Source organism: Streptomyces sp. NPDC059828 (assembly GCF_042731955.1).
In the GTDB taxonomy this organism is placed as follows: Bacteria; Actinomycetota; Actinomycetes; order Streptomycetales; family Streptomycetaceae; genus Streptomyces.
In genome coordinates this window covers 48887-72147 of sequence record NZ_JBHWIW010000021.1, presented here as the reverse complement: position 1 = coordinate 72147, position 23261 = coordinate 48887, and the positions used below count along the sequence as shown (strand labels likewise).

The 23261-nt window shown below is 70.6% G+C and carries 25 protein-coding genes; 6 read left to right on the top strand and 19 right to left on the bottom strand.

What is annotated here, in order from left to right; translation table 11 throughout:
• Positions 1-159: 159 nt before the first annotated feature.
• The 7 genes from ACFV6V_RS15350 to ACFV6V_RS15320 form a co-directional block, all read right to left on the bottom strand.
• A complete protein-coding gene (locus ACFV6V_RS15350) occupies positions 160-1209 on the bottom strand; it encodes a glycoside hydrolase family 6 protein (protein ID WP_385564454.1) in 1050 nt (349 codons plus the stop codon).
• Positions 1210-1293: 84 nt separating this feature from the next.
• On the bottom strand, positions 1294-1977 hold the full coding sequence (locus ACFV6V_RS15345; RefSeq protein WP_385564451.1) for a class F sortase: 684 nt from the start codon (positions 1975-1977) through the stop codon (positions 1294-1296).
• 5 nt (positions 1978-1982) lie between these two features.
• Complete coding sequence (locus tag ACFV6V_RS15340; protein WP_385564448.1) at positions 1983-2720, bottom strand: hypothetical protein; 738 nt, start codon at positions 2718-2720, stop codon at positions 1983-1985.
• Between the two features lie 84 nt (positions 2721-2804).
• Positions 2805-3584: an HAD-IIA family hydrolase gene (locus ACFV6V_RS15335; RefSeq protein WP_385564445.1), complete on the bottom strand. Its 780-nt coding sequence runs from the start codon at positions 3582-3584 to the stop codon at positions 2805-2807.
• 231 nt (positions 3585-3815) lie between these two features.
• The gene (locus ACFV6V_RS15330) at positions 3816-5366 is read right to left on the bottom strand and encodes an alkaline phosphatase family protein (RefSeq protein ID WP_385564442.1); all 1551 of its coding nucleotides are present in this window, start codon (positions 5364-5366) and stop codon (positions 3816-3818) included.
• A gap of 250 nt (positions 5367-5616) precedes the next feature.
• Complete coding sequence (locus ACFV6V_RS15325; protein ID WP_385564439.1) at positions 5617-6483, bottom strand: hypothetical protein; 867 nt, start codon at positions 6481-6483, stop codon at positions 5617-5619.
• A 314-nt stretch (positions 6484-6797) separates the two neighbouring features.
• Complete coding sequence (locus ACFV6V_RS15320; protein WP_385564437.1) at positions 6798-8039, bottom strand: ROK family protein; 1242 nt, start codon at positions 8037-8039, stop codon at positions 6798-6800.
• A gap of 61 nt (positions 8040-8100) precedes the next feature.
• Here ACFV6V_RS15320 and ACFV6V_RS15315 point away from each other — a divergent pair, with 61 nt between their 5' ends.
• Positions 8101-9192: a Gfo/Idh/MocA family oxidoreductase gene (locus ACFV6V_RS15315; protein ID WP_385564434.1), complete on the top strand. Its 1092-nt coding sequence runs from the start codon at positions 8101-8103 to the stop codon at positions 9190-9192.
• Entirely contained in the window at positions 9189-9665 is a 477-nt protein-coding gene (locus ACFV6V_RS15310) for a heme-degrading domain-containing protein (protein ID WP_385564431.1), read from the top strand. Before ACFV6V_RS15315 ends, ACFV6V_RS15310 begins: the two co-directional genes overlap by 4 nt.
• A gap of 72 nt (positions 9666-9737) precedes the next feature.
• On the opposite strand, the gene ACFV6V_RS15305 is transcribed toward ACFV6V_RS15310, so the two are convergent.
• The 5 genes from ACFV6V_RS15305 to ACFV6V_RS15285 form a co-directional block, all read right to left on the bottom strand.
• A complete protein-coding gene (locus ACFV6V_RS15305) occupies positions 9738-10598 on the bottom strand; it encodes a fumarylacetoacetate hydrolase family protein (RefSeq protein ID WP_385564428.1) in 861 nt (286 codons plus the stop codon).
• A 123-nt stretch (positions 10599-10721) separates the two neighbouring features.
• Complete coding sequence (locus tag ACFV6V_RS15300) at positions 10722-11477, bottom strand: YidC/Oxa1 family membrane protein insertase (protein WP_385564425.1); 756 nt, start codon at positions 11475-11477, stop codon at positions 10722-10724.
• Between the two features lie 115 nt (positions 11478-11592).
• A complete protein-coding gene (locus ACFV6V_RS15295; RefSeq protein WP_385564422.1) occupies positions 11593-11904 on the bottom strand; it encodes a DUF6412 domain-containing protein in 312 nt (103 codons plus the stop codon).
• 180 nt (positions 11905-12084) lie between these two features.
• Positions 12085-13593, bottom strand: a complete 1509-nt coding sequence (locus ACFV6V_RS15290; RefSeq protein WP_385564420.1) for a LamG domain-containing protein — start codon at positions 13591-13593, stop codon at positions 12085-12087.
• A gap of 71 nt (positions 13594-13664) precedes the next feature.
• Positions 13665-14441, bottom strand: coding sequence for a class E sortase (locus ACFV6V_RS15285; protein WP_385564417.1), 777 nt, complete (start codon positions 14439-14441; stop codon positions 13665-13667).
• An 89-nt stretch (positions 14442-14530) separates the two neighbouring features.
• Between ACFV6V_RS15285 and ACFV6V_RS15280 the strand changes: the two genes are divergently transcribed.
• Complete coding sequence (locus ACFV6V_RS15280; RefSeq protein ID WP_385564414.1) at positions 14531-15535, top strand: tetratricopeptide repeat protein; 1005 nt, start codon at positions 14531-14533, stop codon at positions 15533-15535.
• 121 nt (positions 15536-15656) lie between these two features.
• Positions 15657-15947: an acylphosphatase gene (locus ACFV6V_RS15275; protein ID WP_385564411.1), complete on the top strand. Its 291-nt coding sequence runs from the start codon at positions 15657-15659 to the stop codon at positions 15945-15947.
• Between the two features lie 112 nt (positions 15948-16059).
• Here ACFV6V_RS15275 and ACFV6V_RS15270 read toward each other — a convergent pair whose 3' ends face one another.
• Positions 16060-16323, bottom strand: coding sequence for a DUF1876 domain-containing protein (locus ACFV6V_RS15270; RefSeq protein ID WP_361286498.1), 264 nt, complete (start codon positions 16321-16323; stop codon positions 16060-16062).
• Positions 16320-16793 (bottom strand): SRPBCC family protein, encoded by a 474-nt coding sequence (locus ACFV6V_RS15265; RefSeq protein ID WP_385564408.1) that lies wholly within the window; start codon positions 16791-16793, stop codon positions 16320-16322. The genes ACFV6V_RS15270 and ACFV6V_RS15265 overlap by 4 nt, the downstream gene beginning before the upstream one ends.
• Positions 16794-16907: 114 nt before the next feature.
• On the opposite strand from ACFV6V_RS15265, the gene ACFV6V_RS15260 reads away from it, so the two are divergent.
• Together ACFV6V_RS15260 and ACFV6V_RS15255 are read left to right on the top strand one after the other, a co-directional pair.
• Positions 16908-17852, top strand: a complete 945-nt coding sequence (locus tag ACFV6V_RS15260) for a CHRD domain-containing protein (protein ID WP_385564405.1) — start codon at positions 16908-16910, stop codon at positions 17850-17852.
• Between the two features lie 45 nt (positions 17853-17897).
• The gene (locus ACFV6V_RS15255; RefSeq protein ID WP_385564402.1) at positions 17898-18203 is read left to right on the top strand and encodes a hypothetical protein; all 306 of its coding nucleotides are present in this window, start codon (positions 17898-17900) and stop codon (positions 18201-18203) included.
• Between the two features lie 90 nt (positions 18204-18293).
• Here the strand turns inward: ACFV6V_RS15255 and ACFV6V_RS15250 are convergent, their stop codons facing one another.
• The 5 genes from ACFV6V_RS15250 to ACFV6V_RS15230 all read right to left on the bottom strand — a co-directional run bounded on the left by ACFV6V_RS15250 (position 18294) and on the right by ACFV6V_RS15230 (position 23146).
• Positions 18294-19637, bottom strand: a complete 1344-nt coding sequence (locus ACFV6V_RS15250; protein ID WP_385564399.1) for a DUF445 domain-containing protein — start codon at positions 19635-19637, stop codon at positions 18294-18296.
• A gap of 111 nt (positions 19638-19748) precedes the next feature.
• A complete protein-coding gene (locus ACFV6V_RS15245) occupies positions 19749-20429 on the bottom strand; it encodes a DUF1707 domain-containing protein (RefSeq protein ID WP_385564547.1) in 681 nt (226 codons plus the stop codon).
• 97 nt (positions 20430-20526) lie between these two features.
• Positions 20527-21534 carry an ATP-binding cassette domain-containing protein gene (locus ACFV6V_RS15240; protein WP_385564397.1) on the bottom strand — a complete coding sequence of 336 codons (1008 nt, stop codon included), beginning with the start codon at positions 21532-21534 and terminating at the stop codon, positions 20527-20529.
• A 15-nt stretch (positions 21535-21549) separates the two neighbouring features.
• The gene (locus ACFV6V_RS15235) at positions 21550-22353 is read right to left on the bottom strand and encodes an ABC transporter permease (protein ID WP_361286483.1); all 804 of its coding nucleotides are present in this window, start codon (positions 22351-22353) and stop codon (positions 21550-21552) included.
• Positions 22346-23146 (bottom strand): ABC transporter permease, encoded by an 801-nt coding sequence (locus ACFV6V_RS15230; RefSeq protein ID WP_385564395.1) that lies wholly within the window; start codon positions 23144-23146, stop codon positions 22346-22348. The genes ACFV6V_RS15235 and ACFV6V_RS15230 overlap by 8 nt, the downstream gene beginning before the upstream one ends.
• Between the last annotated feature and the right edge of the window lie 115 nt (positions 23147-23261).

Sequence of the window (23261 nt, the reverse complement as noted above, 5' to 3'; positions counted from 1 at the left end):
CGGCGCCCGGGCGGGGGGGGCGGGGGGCCCCTGCCCCCGACCCCCCCCCCGCGCCCCCCCCCGCCGCCCACAACCCCGCCCGGGGGGGGGCCCCCGGCGGGCCGGGCGGGGCCCCCACCCCCTTGTTGTGTCCGTGATTCTGTTCCAGGCGGCTCTTTTTTACTTGGTGTTGCGGGCCAGTTCGAGGGCGTACTTCGGATACCAGTCCCCGGCCTTCGGGCCGCCCTTGCAGTCGCCGTCCGACTCCCCCGGCCGCTTGACCCAGAGGTAGGCGGCGACGAGCGGATCGTCCGTCTTCGTCGTCGGCGGCTCACCGAGCGCACGGCCCGGCGGGTTGCACCAGTTCTCCTTGGGGTCACCCTGGGTGTAGGGGCCGTTGCCGTTGCGGCTGGTGTCGATCACGAAGGGCTTGTTGCCGACCTTCGCGGACAGCATCTTGCCGAAGTCCTTGCTGGCGGCGGTGGTCTGGAAGTTGGAGACATTCACCGCGAAGCCGTCGGCCTGGGCGATCCCCGCCCACTGAAGCGGCTCGAAGAGCGAGTCGGGATGCGACCAGCCGGCATTGCCCGCGTCCAGGTAGACCTTGGTGGCGGGCTGCTTCTTGAGCCGGGCGATGGCGCCCTTGAGCAGGTCGTAGCGCTCTTCGTGATACGTGTCCGGGGTGCAGCCGTCCACGAGGTGCAGCACCGCGTCCGGCTCGAGCACCACCGTGGCCGGCCGGTCGCCGATGCCCTTGGCTACCTTGTCGACCCACTCGCGATAGGCGTTCCCGTCGGCGGCGCCGCCCTTGGAGAACTGGTCGCAGTCGCGGTGCGGGATGTTGTAGAGCACCAGCAGGGCCTCACGGTCGACCTTCTTCGCCGCTTCCGTGAACCCCTTGGCCTCAGCCTCCGGATCGTCCGGCCCGATCCACTCGCCGACCGGTTGTCCTGCGATCTTCTCGATCAGCGCGGCTTCCTTCTTGTCGCCGCCCTCGCTGTACTCGGCGACCTGCCGGGCCGCCTTGCCGTCGGGATTGACCCAGTACGGGTCCATGGCCTTGGGCTGCTGTGCGATGGGGGGCCGGTCGTCCCCGCCGTCGTCGGACGAACATCCCGACAGCAGCAGCGCGAACCCGACCGCTCCCACGGCCCCCGCAGTTCGGATGGTGACCGCTGCCGCTCGCGTCCCCGCTCCCCGGCGGGCCCGCCCGGCGAAACTGCCGTACATCCACTCCCCCTTGGTGCATCGTGCATGGCGGCCGGGCCACATCCGGCGTTCCCCCCGGACAAGGACCGGCCGGAACGCATCCTGTCAGATCCCGCGGGCGTCCGTCAGATAGGCCGAGACCACCACGTTCGCCGTATAGGACTGTGTGGCGCGGTCGAACGTTCCCCCGCAGGTGATCAGCCTCAGTTCGGCCCTGCCCGGTTGCCTGGCCCCGTACACCTTGCGGGCGTCGAACCGGTCCCTGCTGACCACCTGGACCTCATCGATGGTGAATTCGGCCACCGAGCCATCGGTCCGGGTGACACGGATCTTCTGCCCGGCGCGGGCCGCGCTGAGGTCGTAGAAGACCGCCTGCTCGGTGGCGGTGTCCACATGCCCCACGAACAGTGCCGCACCCTCAGCACCGGGCTGAGTGCCGGATCCGAACCAGCCCACGGAGCCCGCCTCGGCGTACGGCGGCGGGTCGATCCCGCCCGCCGCGTCCAGGCCGCGCATCACGACCGGGGCCTTCACTCCGATCGAGGGGATCTCCACCCTGCTGGGTCCCACGGGTTCCAGCGGATCGTGCGCGGGCGGCAGCGGTACGCCGGGCGGCCTGCCCACCGCGGCCACATCACCGGTCCTGGGAGCCGCACCAGCCGCCCCGTCGACGGCGCCGCGTCCCCACAGCCAGAGGCCGAGCAGCAGGACCACCCAGGCCACACCCGTCAGCAGCCGGCCGCTGCCCCCTCGCGCGGGAGCAGCGGCGTCGCCGGACGACGACGCCACGGCCGTCAGTCCTTGTCCGTCGCGTCCGCGCGGCGGCGCCGTGCACCGCGGAACGCGATGGTCACGGCCGCCACAGCGGCCAGGACCAGCCCGACCACGGTGTGGGTGGTGCCGGGTCCCCGCTGGTCGCCGCTCCGGGAACCGTCGGCGGCGAAGGACGTGGCGGTACCGCCACCACCGGCCCGTACCGGGGCGTAGGGGGTCTCGTCCGAGCCGGGCTCGCTCCCGGAATCATCGTCCTCGTCGTCCCCAGCGCCACCGTCGTCCCGCTTGTCCCGCCCCTCGTCCTTCTTCTTCTCGCCCTTCGTGTCACGCGGCTTCTCGTGCTGCTTCTTGTCCCTGTCCGCGTCCTTCTTCTCGTCCCCCCCGCCCTTCTTCTCGTCCTTCTTCTCGTCGCCCCCGCCCTTCTTCTCGTCCGGCTCCCAGGTCTTGTTCTGGTTCCAGCTCTGCTCGGGCTTGGGGTTCCCCTCCCCGTCACCCTGCTGAGGAGCGGCCTGGATCGCGCCCAGCGAGCCGTACTGCTGTCGGCCGCCGCAGTCGACCCCGATGAGCGGGCCCCTCGAACCCCCGACCCCGGACATCTCGGCGTCCAGGACATACGCGCCGGGCGCGGCGAATCCCGCCCGGGTGTCGCAGTCGGCAGCGGTCCTACCGCCGCCCTGCGCCGCGTACACGGGCCCGGCCGTGGATGCCAGCATCAGAAGACCGCCGGCCGCCCCTATGACACGGAGAGCAATGAGCACAGAACGCATTGTGAACCTCCTGGTATCAGTAGATTCACGCGGTTTGCCCGTTTCCGCATCTCCGGGGAACCCGGATGGGCTAACTCAGATTCTGTCGACGAGGTCCGCGATCGAGTCGACGACCTTGGACGGGCGGAAGGGATAGCGGTCGACATCGGCCGGTGTGGTCACGCCTGTGAGCACCAGGAACGTCTCCATGCCCGCCTCGAGACCGGCCAGCACATCGGTGTCCATGCGGTCCCCGATCATCGCGCTGGTTTCGGAGTGCGCACCGATCGCGTTGAGCCCGGTGCGCATCATCAGCGGATTGGGCTTGCCCGCGAAGTACGGTTCCTTGCCGGTGGCCTTGGTGATCAGCGCGGCGACGGAACCGGTCGCGGGCAGCGGGCCCTCGAGGCTCGGACCGGTCGCGTCCGGATTGGTTCCGATGAAGCGGGCGCCTTCGTTGATCAGCCGGATCGCCTTCGTCAGCGCCGTGAAGCTGTAGGTGCGGGTCTCTCCGAGGACCACGTAGTCCGGTTCCTGGTCGGTGAGGATGTAGCCGATGTCGTGCAGGGCCGTGGTCATCCCCGCCTCGCCGATGACATAGGCGGTGCCGCCCGGACGCTGGTCGTCCAGGAACTGCGCGGTGGCCAGGGCCGAGGTCCAGATGTTCTCGACGGGCACGTACAGGCCCATACGGGTCAGCCTGGCGTGCAGGTCGCGAGGTGTGTAGATGGAGTTGTTGGTGAGCACCAGGAAGGGCTTGCCGGTTTCCCGGAGCTTCTTGAGGAAGGCGTCGGCCCCGGGGATGGGCACGCCCTCGTGGATGAGAACGCCGTCCATGTCGGTGAGCCAGGACTCGATCGGCTTGCGCTCTGCCATGAAGCGGACTCCTGCCGTACGCGCGGTGCGATGTGCTGCTGTGTGCGATGTGCTCTGGGTCTGGTGCTCTGGGTCTGGTGCTCTGGGTCTGGTGCTCTGGGTCTGGTGCTCTGGGTCTGGTGGAAGCGGGCGCTGAGGAAGCCGATAGCGGGGGAGCGACGCTGGGGGCGCCGTCACCACGATGTACCGGCGCCCCCAGCCTAAGGGCTGTCCCGCACGGGAGACCGTGGATCAGACGGCCGTGACCTTGACCCCGTCGATCACCCAGTACCAGTTGTTGCGGCCGGTGTACCGGAACCGGAAGCTCACGCTGGAAGCGCCGACCGGGACGGGCACGGTGACCGACTGCGGCTGTGAGACCACGTCCGAGGTGTAGTTCTTGACGACGGTGGGCGTGCCACCGTTGAAGGAGGCCAGGATCTGGGCGGTCTGGCTGCCCTCCTGGCGGTACAGGGTGGTGAAGTCGAGCCGCACCGCGCCGGCACCGCTCACGGTGTACGCCGGACTGACCAGCGTGGAGTCGTAGCCGCCCGAGTTCGACTTGTCGTCCCACTCGTCGGAGTCGGCGACCGCGAAGACGCCCCGGGCCCGGACGTTGAGCTCACGCCACTGGTCGCGGTGGGTACGGGACCAGAACTCGTCGGTGGCGAAGGACCAGCCGCGCCACTCGGTCACTCCCCCGGTGCCCATCGCGTTGTTGATGACCGACCAGCCGCTGGGGGCGGTGTGGGTGAAGCCGAATACGGAGGTCGGGATTCCGGTCTCGTCCACCCGTGTGGTGAGCGAGGACTGGAGCACGTCGAAGGGGTCGGCGGAACGCTCTTGGACGGGCTTGCCGTCCAGGCCCCACACCGGGTCGGGGGTGATCCCCAGCTGCCTGAAGACGGTGGCGGCGACATCGACGAGCCGGGTGTCGATGGGGCGGGCGCCGGCGGCGATCCCGGGGCCCTGGGCGAGGACGAAGGTCCGTCGCTCCTCGATGGAGCTCCCGCCGTGGCCGCCCGCGTCCTTATGGCCGTGGTCGGTGGCGACGATCACGGTCCAGCGCTCGGTGGCGTAGGACGGCCGGGCTTTGATGGCGGCGAACAGGCGGCCCACGTACGCGTCCTGGACGGCGATGGCGTCCAGGTACGTCTGGCCGGTGCCCTGGCTGTGGGCGACCTCGTCGGTCCGCCCGAAGTACACGAAGAGAACGTCGGGATTCTGGTTACGCAGAATCGATTCGGTATCGGCCGCGATGGTGGCGTCATGGCCCGCGTAACCGTCCGCGTCCCCGTCCAGCACGAGTTTGGCGTCGGCTCCGGGGGTGACCGTGCCCTGGGAGTCCAGCGACTTCCAGTCGACGGCGGCGTACGTCGACAGCTCCGGGCGCACCTGGGCGAGACGGGCGAGGAAGCCGGGGTACTTGCCGTAGTTCTTGCCGATGAAGGTGTTGTCCCGTACGCCGTGCTTGTCGGGCCAGACACCGGTGGAAATGGTCGACCAGCCGGGTCCGGACGAGGTCGCGGCCATCGGGTAGGAGTAGAGCAGGGATGTGCCGTAGGTGCCGTTCGCCATCATCGACTTGAGGTGCGGGGCGTTGGCCGCGTCGATCCGGTCGTGGCGCAGTCCGTCCATGCCGATCACGAGCACCTTGTCCTTGCTGGTGCCGTTCGGGAGGGTCGGGGCCGCGGCGTGGGCTGCCGGTGCGGTGACCAGGGACGTGGCGGTCGTGGCGGCGACCGCTGCGGTCGCGGTGCCTGCGGCGAGCACGGTACGGCGGGGAATGCCGGGGGTCGGCATCGGGAGTTCCTCCGTCGGAGTGGGGTGACCTGTGGATGAGGTGCGGTATGTCGTGCCCAGCCCAACGCCCCTGCCGAAGCAGGGGCGTTGGTCGGCACCGTTATATATCCACGGCAGCTCGGGGGTCACCAGGGACGGCGGATGAACCTTCGGCTTCCAGTCAGTGCCTCCGGCCGCTGTTTCCCCTCGGTGCGGCCGGTCGGTACTTCCCGCCGGCGCCTCCAGCCAGGGCTTCCTGCCGGCGCTTCGGTCAGTGGCGCCCGGTGCGCACCTGGTGGGCGCCCGTGAGGAGCATGCCCGCGGCGGTGAGCAGGGCGGCAATGGCGGCCATGACCCCGATGTCGGCGCGGTTGCCGGTCTGAGCGAGTTCGTTGGGGTCGATACCGGTGCCGGTGCTGGGGGTGGCTTCGAACGGTGTCCGCAGCGGGGTCTGGAACAGCGCTTCATCGGATGCCAGCAGGCTGAAACGGTAGTCCGCCGACTCCCCCACCCAGTCGCCGTCGGCACCCCGGCGCTGAACGACGGCGGCGTTGGCCACGACCGCGTCAGCAGGCGTGTCACCGGCGGGGAAGGCGAGGCGCACGGACACGGTGACGCTGCCGCGGGCGGGGATGACGAAGCCCTCGAACTCCCCTGCGGCCAGGACCTTCCCGGTGCCCTTCGCACCTCCGAACGCCCCGACGGCCTCTCCCTCGTCGGTGGCCACGAAGGTGACGGGCCGCCACGTCCCGCGCCCCTCGTCCAGGAACTCCATCCGGATCCGGGCGGGGGTGAGCGGATGGTCCCGTCCGGTGAGCACGACGACGGGATAGATGTGCACACAGGGCTGGGTGGTGGTGTTCGTCAGCACCACGGAGAAGGCGCCTGCGGCGGAGCCGGCCCGGTAGGAGGCCGGACCGCCCTCGATCCTGGTGCCGATGGGCAGGCCCTGGGCCCGTGCGTTGCCGCAGAACGGCTCGGGGGACGTCGAAGGCGTCGAGGCCGACGGCAGGGGCGGAGCCGGTGCGGCAGCGGCCGACGCCTGCCCGAGGAGTACGGCGGGGAGTGCGGCGAGGACGGCGGCGGGAGTGATCACGGCGGCTGCCAGTCCGTTGGCGAGGGCGCGGCGCATTCGCATGGGAGACCCTTCGCTCGGGGACAGCCTGCGGGCACGACGCGCACGACCCTGCCATGCGTGAGCCCGCTGCCCGCGGAACACCGCGCATCACCGGTCAGAAAGTCACACCATTACGCCCGGTCGGCCCAAGATCCGATCCCGATCCGCAGCCCGTGTCCGTTGCCGTCGAGCCCGATCCTCAGCCCGGATACGCCGGAATGGGGCGCGAGGCGCTCAGCCCGGACATGCCGCAATCGGGCCGGGGCGCTCAGCCCGGACATGCCGCAATCGGGCCGGGGCGCTCAGCCGGGAATGCCGCATCGGACGCGGGGCGCTCAGCCCGGATATGAAACAAAAGCCACCTCGGCCCGGCCGAACACCGGCGCGAGCACCAGTTGGGCAGCGCCCTCGGCCACCCGGTACGCCCCGCCGCCCGCCGGTGCCACGAGCATCCGGGTGCGCGAGGAGAGCGAGGAGCGTACGCCCCGTACGAACTCGCCCTCGGCCGCGGCGACGACCCGGCCGCCGAGCAGCACCTGCTCGATGTCGAGCAGCGCGGCCAGGTTGTCCACACCGACTCCCAGCAACCGCGCGGCCTCGGCGATATCACCGCGCTCGGCGGCTGCCAGGCACATCACCTCGATGCAGCCGCGCTTGCCGCAGGCGCACGGGGGCCCGTCGAGGTGCACGACCTGGTGGCCGAACTCGCCGGCCCCGGTCTGCACTCCCCGGTACAGCGCCCCGTCGAGCACAAGGCCCGCTCCGATACCGGTGCCCAGATGCAGATAGGCGAAGTCCCCGATCTCGCCGCGCAGCAGCAGTCCGAGTGCGGCGGCGTTGGTGTCCTTGTCCAGGACGACCGGGATGCCCAGCCTCCGGGCCAGCTCGTCCCGCAGCCGGTAGCCGTCCCACTCCGGGTAGCCGGTGACGCGCAGCGGCACTCCTGTGCGGTGGTCGAGAGGCCCGGGCATGGCGACGCCGACTCCGAGCACCCGCGCGAAACGGTCCTCGCTCCGCTCCGCCCCGGTGGCGCCGTCCGCCGCTTCGGGCTCCTCGCCCTCCGGCGTGACGGCCAGGGAGTCGGTCAGCAGCGCGCGCACCTGGTCCCCGATCCGTCCGGTGACGACCTCCGGACCGGCGCCGAGATCGGCCGTGACGGCCCGGCTGGCCACCTGGGTGCCGGACAGGTCCAGCAGCACGGCGGTGAGCTCGTCCCGGTCCATCTGCACCCCGACCGCGTAAGCCGCCGAGGGGACCAGCCGCAGTACGGTGCGCGGCTTGCCCCCGGTGGAAGCGCGCCGGCCCGCCTCGGTGACGAGCTGCTCGTCCCGGAGCCTGGCCGTGATCTTGCTGACGGCTTGCGGGGTGAGGCCGGTGCGCTCGGCGATCTCGAGTCGGCTGATGCCGTCCTCTCCCGCCGTGCGGAGCAGATCGAGCACCAGTGCCGCGTTGTGATTGCGGAGCAGGGGCAGGTTGACGCCGGGGCCGACGCCCCAGCCGCCCGCTGCTGCCGCCCCGGCCGCAGCAGCGGCACCGGCGGCCTCTCCGGCCGCCCCGATCGCTCTGGCCCAGTTCACCCTCACCCTCCCATTGTGCCCGCCGCTTGCAGTTTGGCAACAGCGTTGCTTAAGTGGAGGGGTGACACGCCGTGCTTCCTCCCCCCTGCGCGTCGGCCTCGTCGGCTACGGCCTGGCCGGGTCGATCTTCCATGCCCCGCTGATCGCATCGACCCCGGGCCTGCTCCTCGACACCGTCGTGACGTCGAGCGACGAGCGCCTTGAGCAGGCACGGGCCGCGTATCCGGGGGTGCGTTTCGCCGCCACTCCCGAGGGGCTGTGGTCCCGCGCGGACGAACTCGACCTGATCGTGATCGCCTCCCCCAACAAGACGCACGTCCCGGTGGCCACCGCAGCCCTTGAGGCCGGTCTCCCGGTGGTCGTGGACAAGCCGATCGCGGGTACGGCCGCCGAAGCGCGCGCCCTCGGTGCCCTGGCCCGGGAGCGCGGCCTGCTGTTGTCGGTGTTCCAGAACCGGCGCTGGGACAACGACTTCCGCACCCTGCACAGGCTCATCGACGGTGGTGAGCTCGGAGACGTCCTGCGTTTCGAGTCCCGCTTCGAGCGCTGGCGCCCCCAGCTCAAGGGCGGTTGGCGCGAGTCGGGCGCTCCCGAGGAGTTCGGCGGACTGCTCTACGACCTTGGCAGCCATGTCGTCGACCAGGCACTCGTCCTCTTCGGCCCTGCCGTCCGGGTCTACGCGGAGTCCGATGTGCGCCGCCCCGGTGCTCAGACGGACGACGACACCTTCATCGCCGTCACCCATGCGAACGGGGTGCGCTCGCATCTGTACGTGAGCGCCACCGCGGCCCAGCTCGGCCCCCGCTTCCGGGTACTCGGCTCCTCCGCGGGCTACGTCAAGTACGGCCTCGACCCGCAGGAGACCGCCCTGCGGGACGGCGCGCGCCCGCGCCCCGGGGACACCTGCTGGGGCGTGGAGCCCGAGCAGCTCTGGGGCAGGCTCGGTTCCGGTGAGTCCCCGCTCACCGGTGGCGGGCACCCGGTCGAGACACTGCCGGGCGACTATCCGGCGTACTACGCCGCGATCGCCGATGCCCTGCGCGACGGCACCCCGCCCCCGGTCACCGCCGAGGAGGCCGCTGCCGCTCTGGACGTCCTGGAGGCGGCCCGCCGCTCCGCCCGCGAGGGCATCGCCGTGGAGCTCGGCTCATGATCGACCTCCCGAACGCGCCGGGCATCGATGCGCTGGAGGCTCAGGAACGGCAGCTCGTCCTCCACCGCTTCACCCATGACGACGCCTGGCGGCTCGGCACGGTGCTGGTCGAGCTCGCCCGGGAGCGTCGGGCCCCTGTCACGATCGACATCCGCCGTGGCGCACAGCAGCTCTTCCACTGCGCGCTGCCGGGCACATCGGCCGACAACGACGCCTGGATCGACCGTAAGCGGCGGGTCGTGGAGCGTTACGGCGAGAGCTCCCTCCTGGTCGGCAGCAGGTTCCGGGCCAAGGGCACCACGTTCGAGGCGTCGTCGCGTCTCGACCCGGACCAGTACGCGGCCCACGGTGGTTCGTTCCCGATCCACGTCGATGGCGCGGGCGTCATCGGCACGGTCACGGTCTCCGGCCTCCCCCAGGCCGAGGACCATGCGATGGTGGTCGAGGCGCTGACCCGCCTCATCACCACCTGACGCCGCGGAGGGGGTGAATCCCCCGCACCTCCTCCGCGGCTCATCTCCTCTGCGCCTCCCCTGTGCCTCTCCTTACGCGTCCTTCAACTCCTGCCGCTGGCGTCCGAGTCCGTCGATCTCCAGCTCGACGACATCACCGGCCCTCAGATACGGCCTGGGCTCCGGCTGCCCCAGTGCCACACCTGCGGGCGTACCGGTATTGATCACGTCCCCGGGGTACAGGGTCATGAACTGGCTGACGTAGCGGACCACTTCGGCCACCGGGAAGATCTGGTCGGCGGTGGAACCGTGCTGTTTCAGCTCGCCGTTGACCCAGAGGCTGAGCGTCAGAGCCTGGGGGTCGGGCACTTCGTCCCGCGTCACCAGCCAGGGCCCGAGCGGATTGAACGTCTCGCAGTTCTTGCCCTTGTCCCAGGTGCCGCCGCGCTCCAGCTGGAAGGCGCGCTCCGATATGTCGTGCGCAACCGCGTAGCCCGCGACGCACGCGAGTGCCTCGTCGTCCGACCCCACATAGCGGGCGGTCCTCCCGATGACGACCGCCAACTCCACCTCCCAGTCCGTCTTCTCCGCACCACGGGGCACCAGCACGACGTCGTCCGGGCCCACCACCGTGTCGGCCGCCTTCAAGAAGACGACGGGCTCGGTGGGCGCCGTGGCACCGGTCTCGGCCGCGTGGTCGTGGTAGTTCAGCCCGATGCACACCACCTTGCCGACGCGTGACAGCGGCGGTCCCGTGCGCAGCCCGGCCGCGTCGAGCACGGGCAGCCGACCCGCTTCGTCCGCAGCCCTGATCCGGTCCAGCGCGCCATCGTCGGCGAGCAGCCGCCCGTCGATGTCACCCACCAGCGCTGACAGATCCCTCAAAGTCACCCCGTCCCGGTCGAGCAACGCGGGACGCTCCGCCCCCACCGGTCCGACACGCAGCAGTTTCATGGCCTTCTCCCTGTGGTCGAGGTCATCCCGACAGGCATGGCCGATGGGTGCGGCCACCGGAGGTTCAGCCGATCCTCCAAGCCGCCCGCACCCCTCGCAAGCCCCCTTTCACGGACTGGACCCTTACCCGGCGGTAGCCAGGGCTCCCGCAGCGGGCATGTCCCGGTACAGAACCACCCGCTCCACCGCGCTCCAGACGGTGCTCGTGACGACATACAGCGCAGCCGCCAGAGGCACCACGGCCACCGTGACGAGGGTGGCGAAGGAGAGCAGGGGCACCACCTTCGCGACAACCCCCATGCCCGGCAGCCCCGGCTGGCCCGCCGGCCCCGGCTGCGCTGACGCCGCCAGCTGCCGCCGGGTGCGCACAGAGGTGAATGTGGCCACCGCCCCGACGACCGCGAACAATCCCAGGTACACCAGCCCCGCGGCCCCGAACACCCCGCCGCCCCCGAGCGCCTCCAGCCACCGCCCGCCCAGCGGGGCGCCGAACAGCTCCCCGCCCAGACCGTCCCCGGTGAACACCTGGTACAGCAGGAAGAACGCCGGCGCCTGCATCAGGCTGGGAAGCAGCCCCGACAGCGGTGACACCTTCTCCTTGGCGTGCAACTCCAGGACCGCCTGCTGGAGCCGCTCCGGGTGCCGGCTGTGCCTCTCACGCAGCGTTGCGAGCTGCGGCGCGAGCCGCGCCCGGGCCTTCTGCCCCCGCGCCGCTGCCCGTGAGAGCGGAAGGACGGCAAGCCGCACGAGCGCCGTGAACAGGATGATCGCGACGGCGGTCGCGCCCTCCTGGAACACAGGCTGCACAAGGTCGGCGAGCTGCCCGACCAGCGAGGCGAAGGCGGACGTCAAGGAAGAGAAAGAAGTGAAAGCGGACATGGGAGCCCTCCGGGTTCCGTCGTGCCGGAAACAGATGTGTCGGCATGACGGCACGCGAAGAGGGACCCGAGACCGGGCCTCAGAACCCGCGAGCGGATGAAGCGGTCAGCTGCCCCTACGCGGCCGTCGTGAACGGACGGCCCGGAGCCCGGGGCCTGGAGCGACCCGAGGCGTCGGGGTCACGCTGCGGCAGGAAGGCGGTGCGCTGCTCACGGTCCCGAATCGCGGTCCGTATTCGAGTCCGAGGCACCCGCGGACCCGACCGCGAGAGCACCAGCGCACAGGACACGAGGGCGGCACCGACGGCGGCCGTGGCGGCGAGCGCGACAGCGACGGACAGACCGATGCCCTCGGACAGGAACACCTCGACGAGGATGAACAGGAGCAGCACGAGCGGCTGCGCCATACGCCATGGTCGCGTGGTCATGGCCGTTGCCTCCTCTCGGACCTCGCCATCTCCGCACCTTTGATACGGACCTTCACTCGTTATACACGAGCAAAATCGATCGTGGGTTCCCCTGTGGACAACTCAGGACGCCCGCAACCCGCCGTCCCCGCAGGCCTGTCCGGCACCTCAGGCCCGTCCGTCCCACGCACCCCACGCACGTCACACGATGCGCGCCGCCACGACGGACCGCTGCGCGACGCCGTACGTCTTCGTGGTCCCCGCGTTGACGCTCGACCGGTACCGCGAGAACTCGCCGGTCGCATTGGAGGCGTAGAACATCATGTGCCCGATGCCGACCCCCTCGAGGTCGCCGCCGTCCGCCACGCCCACCATCCTCGTGTCCGGGAATCGCGCATAGTCAGCAGCCCCGTAGACACCGTGCGGACTGGCGCTGCAGTCGATGATCTCCACCGCGTACTGGGTCTCGCCGGAGACGTTCCCGGACCCCGTGTAGACACCCTTGACGTCACGGACCATCACGATGTGGCCCGTGCTCCCCTCCACGCTGCCCTTGTAGTCGATGGCGATGAGATCGCCGGGCTGGAGGTCGGCGACCTTGCGGATCTTCTTGAAACGCGGGCCCGCCCCGGCATTGAAGGCGTCGTGGTAGTCCTCGGCCTCCGGGCCCCGGTCATGGAAGTGCGTGGTGAAGTAGCTGTCCGTGGCCCAGGGGTAGGTGTATGTGAGGACGCGGGTCATGAACGAGGAGCAGCGGGCCTTGGCCACCCAGCCGGCGGGCTGCGACGGCTGCCCCCAGACCACCGAGGGCGTCTCGTCGACGAGGTAGACGTTGTTGCTGCGGCCCCTGAGACCGCTCACCAGGGCGACCTCATCACCCGTCAATGCCCTTGCGTAGGCCCGCACATCGGCGATGGAGCCCTTGAAGCGGTTCACCGGCGCACCATCCAGCCAGGCTCGTCCGATGTTGAAGCCCCGGGTCGCGGCCCATGAGATCGCCGCGTCGGCGCTGCCCTGGAGCACGCCGTCGACATACAAGTGGATCTTCGTGCCGTCCCACACCCCGGCGAGGTGCGTCCACAGACCCGGCTTGGCAGGCAGCGATGCGACCACCGTCGGCTTGGCCGTCTGGTCCTCATCACGGACCCGGAACGCCCAGGTCCCGGCGTCCGGGGAGTAATGGAGCAGGAAGCGGCTGCACTTGGCCCCGTCCTGGCTCACCGCCGTATACCAGTTCGTCATGTCCGCCCCGTTCGCCGGATCGCCGGGGTCGGCCCCGCGCTCCAGGCCGTCGGAGAGCCGGACCCACGCCGAGACCGTGAAGGGGGACGCGGTGTCGAGCACGGACGCCGTGGCGGCGTACGCATGGGAGGAGCCGTCGAAGCTCAGTTCCCCCGCCACCCGCAGGGCGCTCCAGCTCGCCCCGGCGCCCAGCGTGACGGCCCGCTCGTTCCCGGACCGATCCGCGCCGCTGCCGTCAAGCGGCCAGTGGCCGGCCAGCCCGTCGGGCAGATACCCGGCGGCCAGCAGACGCTGGTACTGCACCATCCGGTCCGCCTCGATCAGATGCGGTACGGCAACGGGTCCGAGCGGCGCGGGCGACGCCCCCGACTCCGCCGCCGTGGCCGCCCGTGCTCCTGCCGCCACACCGGACAGCGCTGCCGCGCCGATGATGGCCGCCCCGCCCAGCAGGCCTCGTCTGCTCACCATGAACCCGCCCCCATGCGCATATCACCGGAATATCACCTGACCGGAAAACCCACTGATTCTAAGGGGCTTCCTCAGCGGGGTCGCACCGAGGCGAGCTTTCCCCACACCACGAGCCGGTACTTCGACGTGTACTCGGGCGTGCACGTGGTCATGGTCAGGTAGTAGCCGGGCCCGCCGTACCCGTACTCCGGCTTCACGCTGCTCAGCGGGACGGCCGCGATCACCCCGCCGTCCCGCGCGGAGGTCTGCGGCAGCCGCTTGTCGACCCGGTAGGTGAACACGGCGTCACGTGTCTCGACCTCGACGGTGTCGCCCGCCCGCAGCCGGTTGATGTAGCGGAACGGCTCGCCGTGTGTGTTGCGGTGCCCGGCGACCGCGAAGTTCCCGGGCTGCCCCGGCTGGGCGGTCCCTTCGTAGTGCCCGACGTACCCCTTGTCCAGTACGCCGCGTTTCGCCGTGCCCTCGGCGACCGGGGCGACCAGTCCCAGCCGGGGGACACGCAGGATGGCGTAGGCCCGCTCCCAGCGGGGCGCCTCGCGTCGAGACGGTGCCATCGCGCCCGCCCCGCCGTCCGTCCCTTCCGCTTCCGGTGTTGCGGCACCGTCCCCGGGATCCCGCCCGTGCTCCGCCGGCGCGGCCCTGCCCCACTCCCGCTCCAGGGCCCGCACCTGGCGCTGCGCCCCGTCTCTCGCCTGCCGGTTGGTCCACCAGAGCTGATGGGCGACGAGGAGCAGCACGACCACACCAAAGGTCACGGCAGCCTCGGCCACGGCCCACAGCCCCCGGGCGAGCACGACCCGGCCGTGGCGGAGCGTCCGGCACCGGTGGACGATCACGGGTATCCGCACGGCCGCACGATAAGGGCAGCGCCGCCAACTCACCAGAGCCGTGAAGGGGCCCTACGGCGGTACGGCCATACGGCAGTACGGTGTGCTGCATGCGCCCCGACACGCCTGCCGACCACACCGCCGAAGCCGAGCGTCTGCTGCGCACTGCGGAGCAGTACCCCGAGGACAGTGAACCGCTGCTGCTCCAAGCCGCGGCCCATCTGGAACTGTCGGGCGACCGCACCCGCGCGACCAGCCTGTACGACGGCCTGCTCGCGGACGCCCCGGACAACCCGTACCTGATCAAGGCCCTGCAAGCGGCGAACCTGTGGGAGTACGGCCACGAGGCCGAGGCCCGGGCGCTCATCGAGGGCATCCGCGTGGCCGCCCCCGAGGAAGCGGCCCCGTGGGAGATCATCGCCGAGACCCTGGAAGCCCACGACGAGCTCGACGCGGCCCACGACACCTTCACCACCGCCGTCACCCGGCTCATCGCCCCCGACGACGAGATCCCCTACGCCACCCAGTCGCTCCTCACCGGCCGCCACCGCGTCCGCCGCCTGCTCGCCCTCCCCCACGACGACTGGGACACCCTGGCCGACCGCCTCCACACGGCCGCCGTTCCGCTCGACGAACTCCACGACCCGAACCGCCTCTGGGCCCTCGGCTCGTCCGACCCCACCGAACTCCGCGCCGAGATCGCCCGCCTGCGCACCGAACTCGGCACCTACCGCGCAGCCCTCTCCCGCCCCTTCCCGGTCGCCGTGCTCCACTGGCCGACCGGGGAACTCAGCGAACTCCTCACCGCCTACCCGGCGCTGACGGCGGAGTACCCCGCCCACGAGACCCACCTCACCTCCATCGAATCCGCCCTGCGCGACCTCTCCACCGCCGGCACGGGCAACCTGGGCATCGTCACCGGCACGGTGCCCTCCTACGAGGCCTTCGCCGCCTCCGAAGCCACCTCTCCCGAAGACCCCCACCTGCTCCCCCAATACGCCACCACCCTGGCCGCCCGCGGCCGCGCGGTGCCGTGGCCGCCGGCGAAGGGAGCGGAGTGCTGGTGCGGGACGGGAACGAGGTACAGGGAGTGCCACGGCGCCAACCAGATCTGAGCGGGCCGCCCCCTCTGGGAGCAAGCAGCGCGCAATGTCGCCGTGAACGGAGGCAGGACTCGGCGGCTCACCGCGAGTGAGTGCCACTCTCGGGAGGCGGGTGGCTCGTACGATCCGGAGCATGGTGCGGAAGCGCGTGATCGTGTCAGGGCTGGTCCAGGGCGTGTTCTACCGGGACACCTGCCGGCGGGTGGCTCTGGAGTACGGGGTGTCCGGGTGGGTGCGGAATCTGGCCAACGGGAATGTGGAAGCGGTGTTCGAAGGGGAGTCGGATGCCGTGGAGACCGTGGTGCGGTGGACGCGGGAGGGGCCTCCGGCGGCGGAGGTGAGGCGGGTCGAGGTGGCCGATGAGGCGCCTCAGGGGGTGGAAGGGTTCGAGGTGCGGGTGACGGCACCCAGGCCGGAGGGCTGAGGCTCGTACGCGGGGAAGGACCGGGGCACGGCACCCAGGCCGGAGGGCTGAGGGCCGTGCGCCGGGGAGGATCGGGGCAGCAGCCGGCCGGCCCTTCCTGCGTGCTCGTTGGTCACATCGCGATGTCGGCCGGGCGGTGGGTGTGGTTCTCCACGTCCGCCGCCGCGCGGTCCACCAGTTCGTGGGCCAGCTTCGAGCAGGCGCGGGCGGCTGCCAGTTCTTCGCCGATCTTCGTGTCCGGGGTGTCGCCCGGACTGCGCCTGGCTATGCCCAGGCCCTGGACGCCGGGGGCGTCGGGGCCGCTGAGCGAGGCCATGCAGGCGGTCCGGGTCCCGTCTTCCTCGAACGAGAGGTCGATGTTCCAGTGCTGCGTCATGACGGATCACCTTCGCCGTACGGGCGTTGCTTGGCGGGGTACGTCAGTTCCACCAGGTCCTTGAACTGGTGGAGGTCCTGCCGGACGGTCCGTTCGAAGGCGGACGACTGGGCGAACCCCCTGGGGCCCCCGAAGGCGTCGTGCGCCTCGCCGGGGTCGTACTCCATACGCACCTGGACCCTCGTGTGGGTCGCGTCGAGCGGGAGGAGTGAGACGGAGCCGCTGAGGTGGGGGGCGTCCACGGTCCTCCAGGTCATCGTTTCCTGGGGCCTGAGGTCCTCGGTGGCGGCGTCGATTCCGCGTGCGGTGCCGCGCGCGCCCTCCAGATCCACATGGATCCCCGACGTGCCCTCGCGCCGGGCTTCGCGGACTCCTCCGACGAAGCGCGGGTAGTCCTCGACCTGGTGCAGGTGGTCCCAGACCACGTCACCGGGTGCTGTGATGTCGATCTGTTCTTCGAGCGTGGGCATGGCGGTCTCCCCTGTCTCTGTTACCAGGGTGCGATCCGGGGCGCTTCACCGCAACGGCGGACACCGCGGCGGTGCGCACGTGTCCCGAGCCCGGTGATCCGCGTTGAGTCGCGCATGAGGCGTCTTCCTGTAGTGGTGTCCGCGGCGATGGTGGCCGGTGTCGTCGGCGTTGTCGGTGGTGTCGACGGAGCCGCTGCCGCCCGTGCCAGGCCCGCCGCCGCCGTTCCCGTGAGTGGCGTCCGCGTGAGCGGCATCCCCGTGAGCTACGCCGCCACGCTCACTGGTGCCCGCGAGGGCACGGCGGTCGCCGTGATCACGGTCATGGGCGACCGGGTCGTCTTCGCACTGCGGTGGAAGGGCTTCGTACCGGAGTCCGGTCATCTCCACGAGGGTGACGGGGAGGGCAACCGCCGCACGGACGGCCCCGCGGGCAAGCGGGCCCCCGCCAAGGTGGCGCTGATCAGCAAGGCGATGCCCGACACCGTGCGGGCCGCCGCCGGGCAGGTCGAGCTGACCGACCCGGGGCTCGCCCGGCGCATCCTGGTGAACCCCACCGGCTTCACCGTCGATCTTCACAGCGCGCAGCTTCCGGGCGGGTCCGTGCAGGGCCGCCTCACCCGGCTGGGACAGAGCCTCAGCCCGCTGGCGATCACCAGGCAGGCGGTCGGCGGGGCGCCCGGCGCGGGTACGCTGCGGGCGCTCGCCAGCGGTGGTCAGGAGGTCCCTAAGAGCGACAGGTCGAAGGTCGGGGACCCGGACGGGCGGGCCATGGCCGAGTTGCGTACGGACGGGACGGCGATCGACTACGCGTATGCCTGGTTCAACATCCAGAGCCCGTCCAAGGGGCATCTCCACAAGGGCGCCCCGGGCAGGAACGGCGACGTCGTCCTCGACTTCTTCAACCGGCCGGTGCCGGACGGGATCTTCGCCGTGTCCGGGCGCCTGGAAGGACTGAAGCGCGCCGTGGTGAGGCGGGTCCAGGACGACCCGCAGGACTACTACGCCAACATCCACACCGCGGAGTTCCCCGACGGGGCCGTGCGCGGACAGCTCGCCTAAGCTCGGGGCCCAGTCGAACGAACACCCGAAGAAGGGCGGCGCACCATGGCCAGGATCCCGTCAGCGGCAGTCGCGGCGAGCGGACTCATCGGCGGATACGGAATCGCCCGCTGGACCGGGAAGCGGCCGCTCGGAGGGGTCGCACTGGCCGCGGCGGGGGCCGCTGCCGCGCGGCAGTGGCAGCGGGAGGCCGGGGGCAGGGCCGCGGCAGGGCTGGGCGCGGCCTATGTCGCGGCCTTCGCCGGCTCGCATCCGCTGGCGAAGAAGCTGGGCGCGTGGCCTGCCGTGTTCACCGTGGCCGGTGGAATGGCTCTCGCCTCCTGGGCAGTGACTCGCTCCAATTCGCTCTGAACTCGCTTTGAACACAGGGGTGTTCCGCTGCGTATTCCTAGGCAACTCCCCCTTGGAGCTGGGCGCGTGACCCCGACCTTGCCGGTCGGGTCACGCGCCCAGCGCATGTGCGACCGTGTAGATCGCCAGGCCCGCCAGCGCACCGACCACCGTGCCGTTGATCCGGATGAACTGGAGGTCGCGGCCGATATGGGCCTCGATCTTGCGTGAGGTGTGCTCGGCGTCCCAGCTCGCGACCGTGTCGCTGATCAGGGATGTGATCTCGGTGCGGTACGTGGTGACGACGTACACCACGGCCTCCTCGACCCACCCCTCCAGCTTCCGCTGCAACCGTCCATCCGTGGCCAGCCGGGCGCCGAAGGCCATGAGGGAGGTACGGGCGCGCAGCCGCAGCTCGCTGCGTTCGTCGTCCGCGGCAGAGATGATCATCGTACGCACGGAGGCCCAGGCGGAGGCGATGATGTCCTGCACTTCGGAACGCGCGAGGAAGTCCGACTTCATACGCTCCACCCGCACACGGGTGTCCGTGTCGGCCTGGAGATCGGCGGCGAAGTCGGTGAGGAAGCGGTCGATCGCACCGCGCGCGGGATGGCCGGGAGAGTCACGCATCTCAGTGACGAAGCGCAGCAGCTCCTTGTAGACCCGCTCGCCGACCTTCCGGTCGACGAATCGCGGGGTCCAGCCGGGCGCTCCCCCCTGGACCGCGTCCATCACCGAGTCGGCGTGGAACACCAGCCAGTCATGGGCGCGGGCGCAGATCAGGTCGACACCGCGGTGGTGGGCGCCGTCGGCGACGATCTTGTCCAGCGTCTTGCCGATGCCCGGGGCGATCTCAGCCGCCTCCGCGCGACGCGTGATCGCCTCACCGACGACCGCCTGGACATCGGAGTCGCGGAGCACCGTGAGTGCGCCGCGCAGCGCCGTGGAGAGCTCCGATGTCACCCGGTCCGCGTGGGCGGGCTCGGCAAGCCACGCACCGACCCGGCCACCTAGTTGGAGGGACCGCAGCCGGGCCCGTACGACATCGGCCGAAAGGAAGTTCTCGCCGACGAATGAGCCGAGCGAGGCACCGAGCTGATCCTTCTTGTTGGGAATGATCGCGGTGTGCGGGATGGGAATGCCGAGAGGGTGTCTGAACAGCGCGGTGACCGCGAACCAGTCGGCCAGCGCACCGACCATGCCCGCCTCGGCCGCCGCCGCCACATAGCCGGGCCAGCCCTCGATCCCGGAGTTCTTCGCCCACGTGGCGAGGACGAAGATCACCGCGACGAAGAGGAGCAGCCCGGTCGCGGTCAGCTTCATCCGTCGCACCCCGCGGCGCTTCTCCTCGTCGGCGGCGGTGTACGCGAACGAGGCGAGCGGCGCGACCCTGGTCCCCGCAGCGGCGCGGGTGCCCGCTGGGGTGTCCGGCTGGGCGCCTTCAGTACGTTTCATCCGCTCCACCCGTCCGCGTATGTATCGTCCCTTCCCTACCTGACCTACTCCCGGGGCGCATGTCGAGTTCCCGCGGCGGGCCCTGAGTAACCCTGAACGGTCACCTAGGGGCTATTCCAGGCGGCCCCGCGACCGGCGCCGCTCACGCCTCTCCAGGCGGGCGCGGCGGCGGGCCTCCTTCAACCGGAGCTTGTCGGCCTTGCGGAGCTTGCGCTCGACGCCGACACCGCCCAGCAGGGCGAAGCCGGTGATCGTCACCCGTGGGGCGTCCGGAGCGATCTCGGGGGCGACGGAGCGGTGGTTCTCGGCGAATCCGCCCATGAGGCCGAAGCCATGGACGTCCACGTGCAGGTCCGGGGGCACGGTGATCTCGACACCTCCCATGATCGCTATGCAGCGGATCACGGTCTCCCGGTCCTCGAAGCTCGCTTCGCGCAGGTCGATCTCCCCGCCGGCCTGCACGACGACGGCGGTGAAGAGGCGGCCGATGGTCCAGGTCCCCTTGCGCCCGAAACCGCCCCAGAAGGCGAACGCCCCGCGGGAGCTCGCGGGCCTGCCGATGCGCTGCGACCACGGCGCGTCGCCGCCCACCGGCGCCACCACCGGGGAGGAGGGCCGGCTCGGCACCGGTGCCGGGAGGTCCCGTACCAGGGGCTCCAGTTCCCCGTGGGTGCGCGCCTTGAACGCGGCGTCCAGGCGCTCCCCGAACTCCTCCATGTCGAGCCGACCCTCGGCGACCGCCTCGCGCAGACGCTCGGCGACACGCTCCCGCTCGGCGTCGGAGGCACGCATCTCACGCATCTCACCCGTCTGGGCCGTCTCACCCGTCTGGACTGTCTCACGCGTCTCGCGTCTCTCCGGAAGATCGCTTGTCATACGAGAAGCGTAATCAAGGGGTGGGGGCTCGAACACGCTGCTGCGCCGCCCCGTCGGCTCCTGTCTGGTACACCATCTTCGCGATCACGGTCTCGATGTCCGGTTCCCGTACGGACAGGTCCTTCAGCGGATAGTCCGACGCGATCGCGGCCACGATCGGAGCCGCCGACTCCGACGCCGGGAACGCCAGCCACTGCCGGGGGCCCTCCACCCGTGCCGTACGGGCCCCGGGCACCTCGATCGCCGGCAGCTCCCGCTCCAGGTCCACCACCAGCGTGCGCTCGCTCGCGCCCACCTCGTGCAGTCCGGCCAGATCACCGTCGTACACCAGCCGGCCGTGGTCGATGACCATCACCCGCCTGCACAACTGCTCGATGTCGGTCAGATCGTGCGTGGTGAGCAGCACCGTCGTGCCCCGCTCGGCATTGAGCTCCCGCAAGAACTCCCTCACCTTCGCCTTCGACATGACATCGAGGCCGATGGTCGGCTCGTCGAGGTACAGCACCTCGGGGTCGTGCAGCAGCGCCGCCGCGATGTCACCGCGCATCCGCTGCCCGAGCGAGAGCTGCCGTACGGGCACGTTCAGCAGCTCGCCGAGGTCCAGCAGCTCCACACAGCGGTCGAGGTTCTCGCGGTAGCGGGTGTCGGGGATGCGGTACATCCGGTGGACGAGGCGGTACGAGTCGATCAGCGGCAGGTCCCACCAGAGGGTGGTGCGCTGCCCGAATACCACCCCGATCCGCCGGGCGAGCCGGGTCCGTTCGCGTGCGGGGTCGATCCCGGCGACCCGCAGCCGGCCGCCGCTGGGCGTCAGAATGCCCGTCAGCATCTTGATGGTGGTGGACTTCCCGGCGCCGTTGGGGCCGATGTAGCCGACCATCTCGCCGCGCGGCACCCGGAAGGAGATACCGTCGACGGCCCGCACCTGTGTCTTCTCCCTGCGCAGCCGGCCGGCTTTACGGCGGACGTCGAAGACCTTTTCGACGTCCTCCAGTTCGATGAGAGTCTCCGTGGGCTTCATGGATTCCACAGCGCATCAGCTCCCGGTACTGCGGTAGGAACGAAGACCCGCCCGCCAGGCCACCCCGGCGAGCGCACAGCACCCCACCGCGACGAGCGGCGGGGTGAACGCCAGCCAGCCCGGCAGGTCCAGCGGATAGGGCCGTCCCAGGACATGGAGTCCCGGCAGCCAATTGACGAAGGCCAGGGGCACGACGAAGGTCACGCCCCGCACGAGGTCCTTCGCGAACAGCGTCGGCGGGTACTGGAGCAGGGTGTTTCCGCCGTACGTGAACGAGTTCTGCACCTCGGCGGCGTCCTGCGCGACGAACTGGAAGGCCGCGCCCGCGACGAAGACCGACGAGAAGATCGCCGTACCGCTCAGCACCATCAGCGGCACCATGGCGGCCTTCAGCGGAGTCCAGGCGATGTCCAGGGTGAGGAGGGCGTAGCCCAGGACCAGCAGCCCTTGGAGGATGCGGCCGAGACGGCGCAGTGCGAAACGGTCGGCGGCCACCTGGGCGAGCACCGGCGCGGGCCGCACGAGGAAGGTGTCCAGCGTGCCGTCGCGCACCCGGCGGCCGAGCCGGTCCAGTGCCCCCATCAGCAGATCGGTGAGGCCGAAGGCCGTCCCCGCGGCCCCGTACAGGAAAGCGATCTCGGGCAGCGTGTACCCGCCGAGCTCGTCCACGTGCGCGAACATCAGCAGGATCACGGCGAAGTCGAAGCCGGTCGCCGCGAAGTTCCCGAACGCCGTCATGACGAATGACGCCCGGTACGTCATGGTCGAGCGGATCCACATCACGGCGATCAGCACATAGGCCCGCAGCGCGTCAGCCACCCTGGACCACCACCTTCCGGGTCGCGGCCGACTGCACCAGCCGCCCGGCCGCGAGCAGCGCCACCGCCCAGCCGGCCTGGAAGGCGTACGCCCCGGCCAGCGCCCAGCCGGTGTGCTTGCCGAGGAAGATGTCGGCCGGCACCTGGAGCAGCGCGGACCAGGGCAGGACCTGCGCCACCTCTCCCAGCGCGCCGGGGAAGAGGGTGAGGGGCAGCAGCATCCCGGAGAAGAACATCCCGGCGAGCCACACGATGTTCAGCACGCCCGTGCCGTCCATCAGCCAGAAGGCGCACAGTGCCACCAGATAGCGGACCGCGAAGCTCACGACGACGCCGAGCACGACGGAGAGCAGAAACGCGGGCCAGACCAGCAGTGAGCCGGGCAGCGCCAGATCGAAGGCGAGCCCACCCGCCACCATCGGGATGACACCCCGGCCCAGCAGATGGAACGCGGCGCGACCCAGGTCCCCGGCCAGCCACCACAGTTGGAGGTCGACAGGGCGGTAGAGGTCGATAGCGATGTCACCCGTGCGGATGCGCTCCATGAGCTCGTCCTCGAAGCCGCCTCCGAGCATCGCGCAGGTCATCAGGAGGGCCTGGCCCAGCCACACGTAAGTGAGGGCTTCAGGAAGGTCGTACCCGCCGAGGTTCGGGCGTTCACCCCACAGGGCGATATAGGTGTACGCCACGATGAAGCCGAAGACCGTGTTGGTGAACACTCCCGCGGCGGTGGCCACTCGGTAGGTCGCGTAGCGCCGGAACCCGCCTGCGGCCACGACCCCGTAGAGCCGCATACAAGCCTCCTCAGGTCATGGGGAGCCAAAGCGCCCGACCCTAGCCCAAAGGGATCTGCCACGCGACCGTATTCGGATCGGTGGTACGGGGGTTATCGGCGCGAGAAGGACAAGC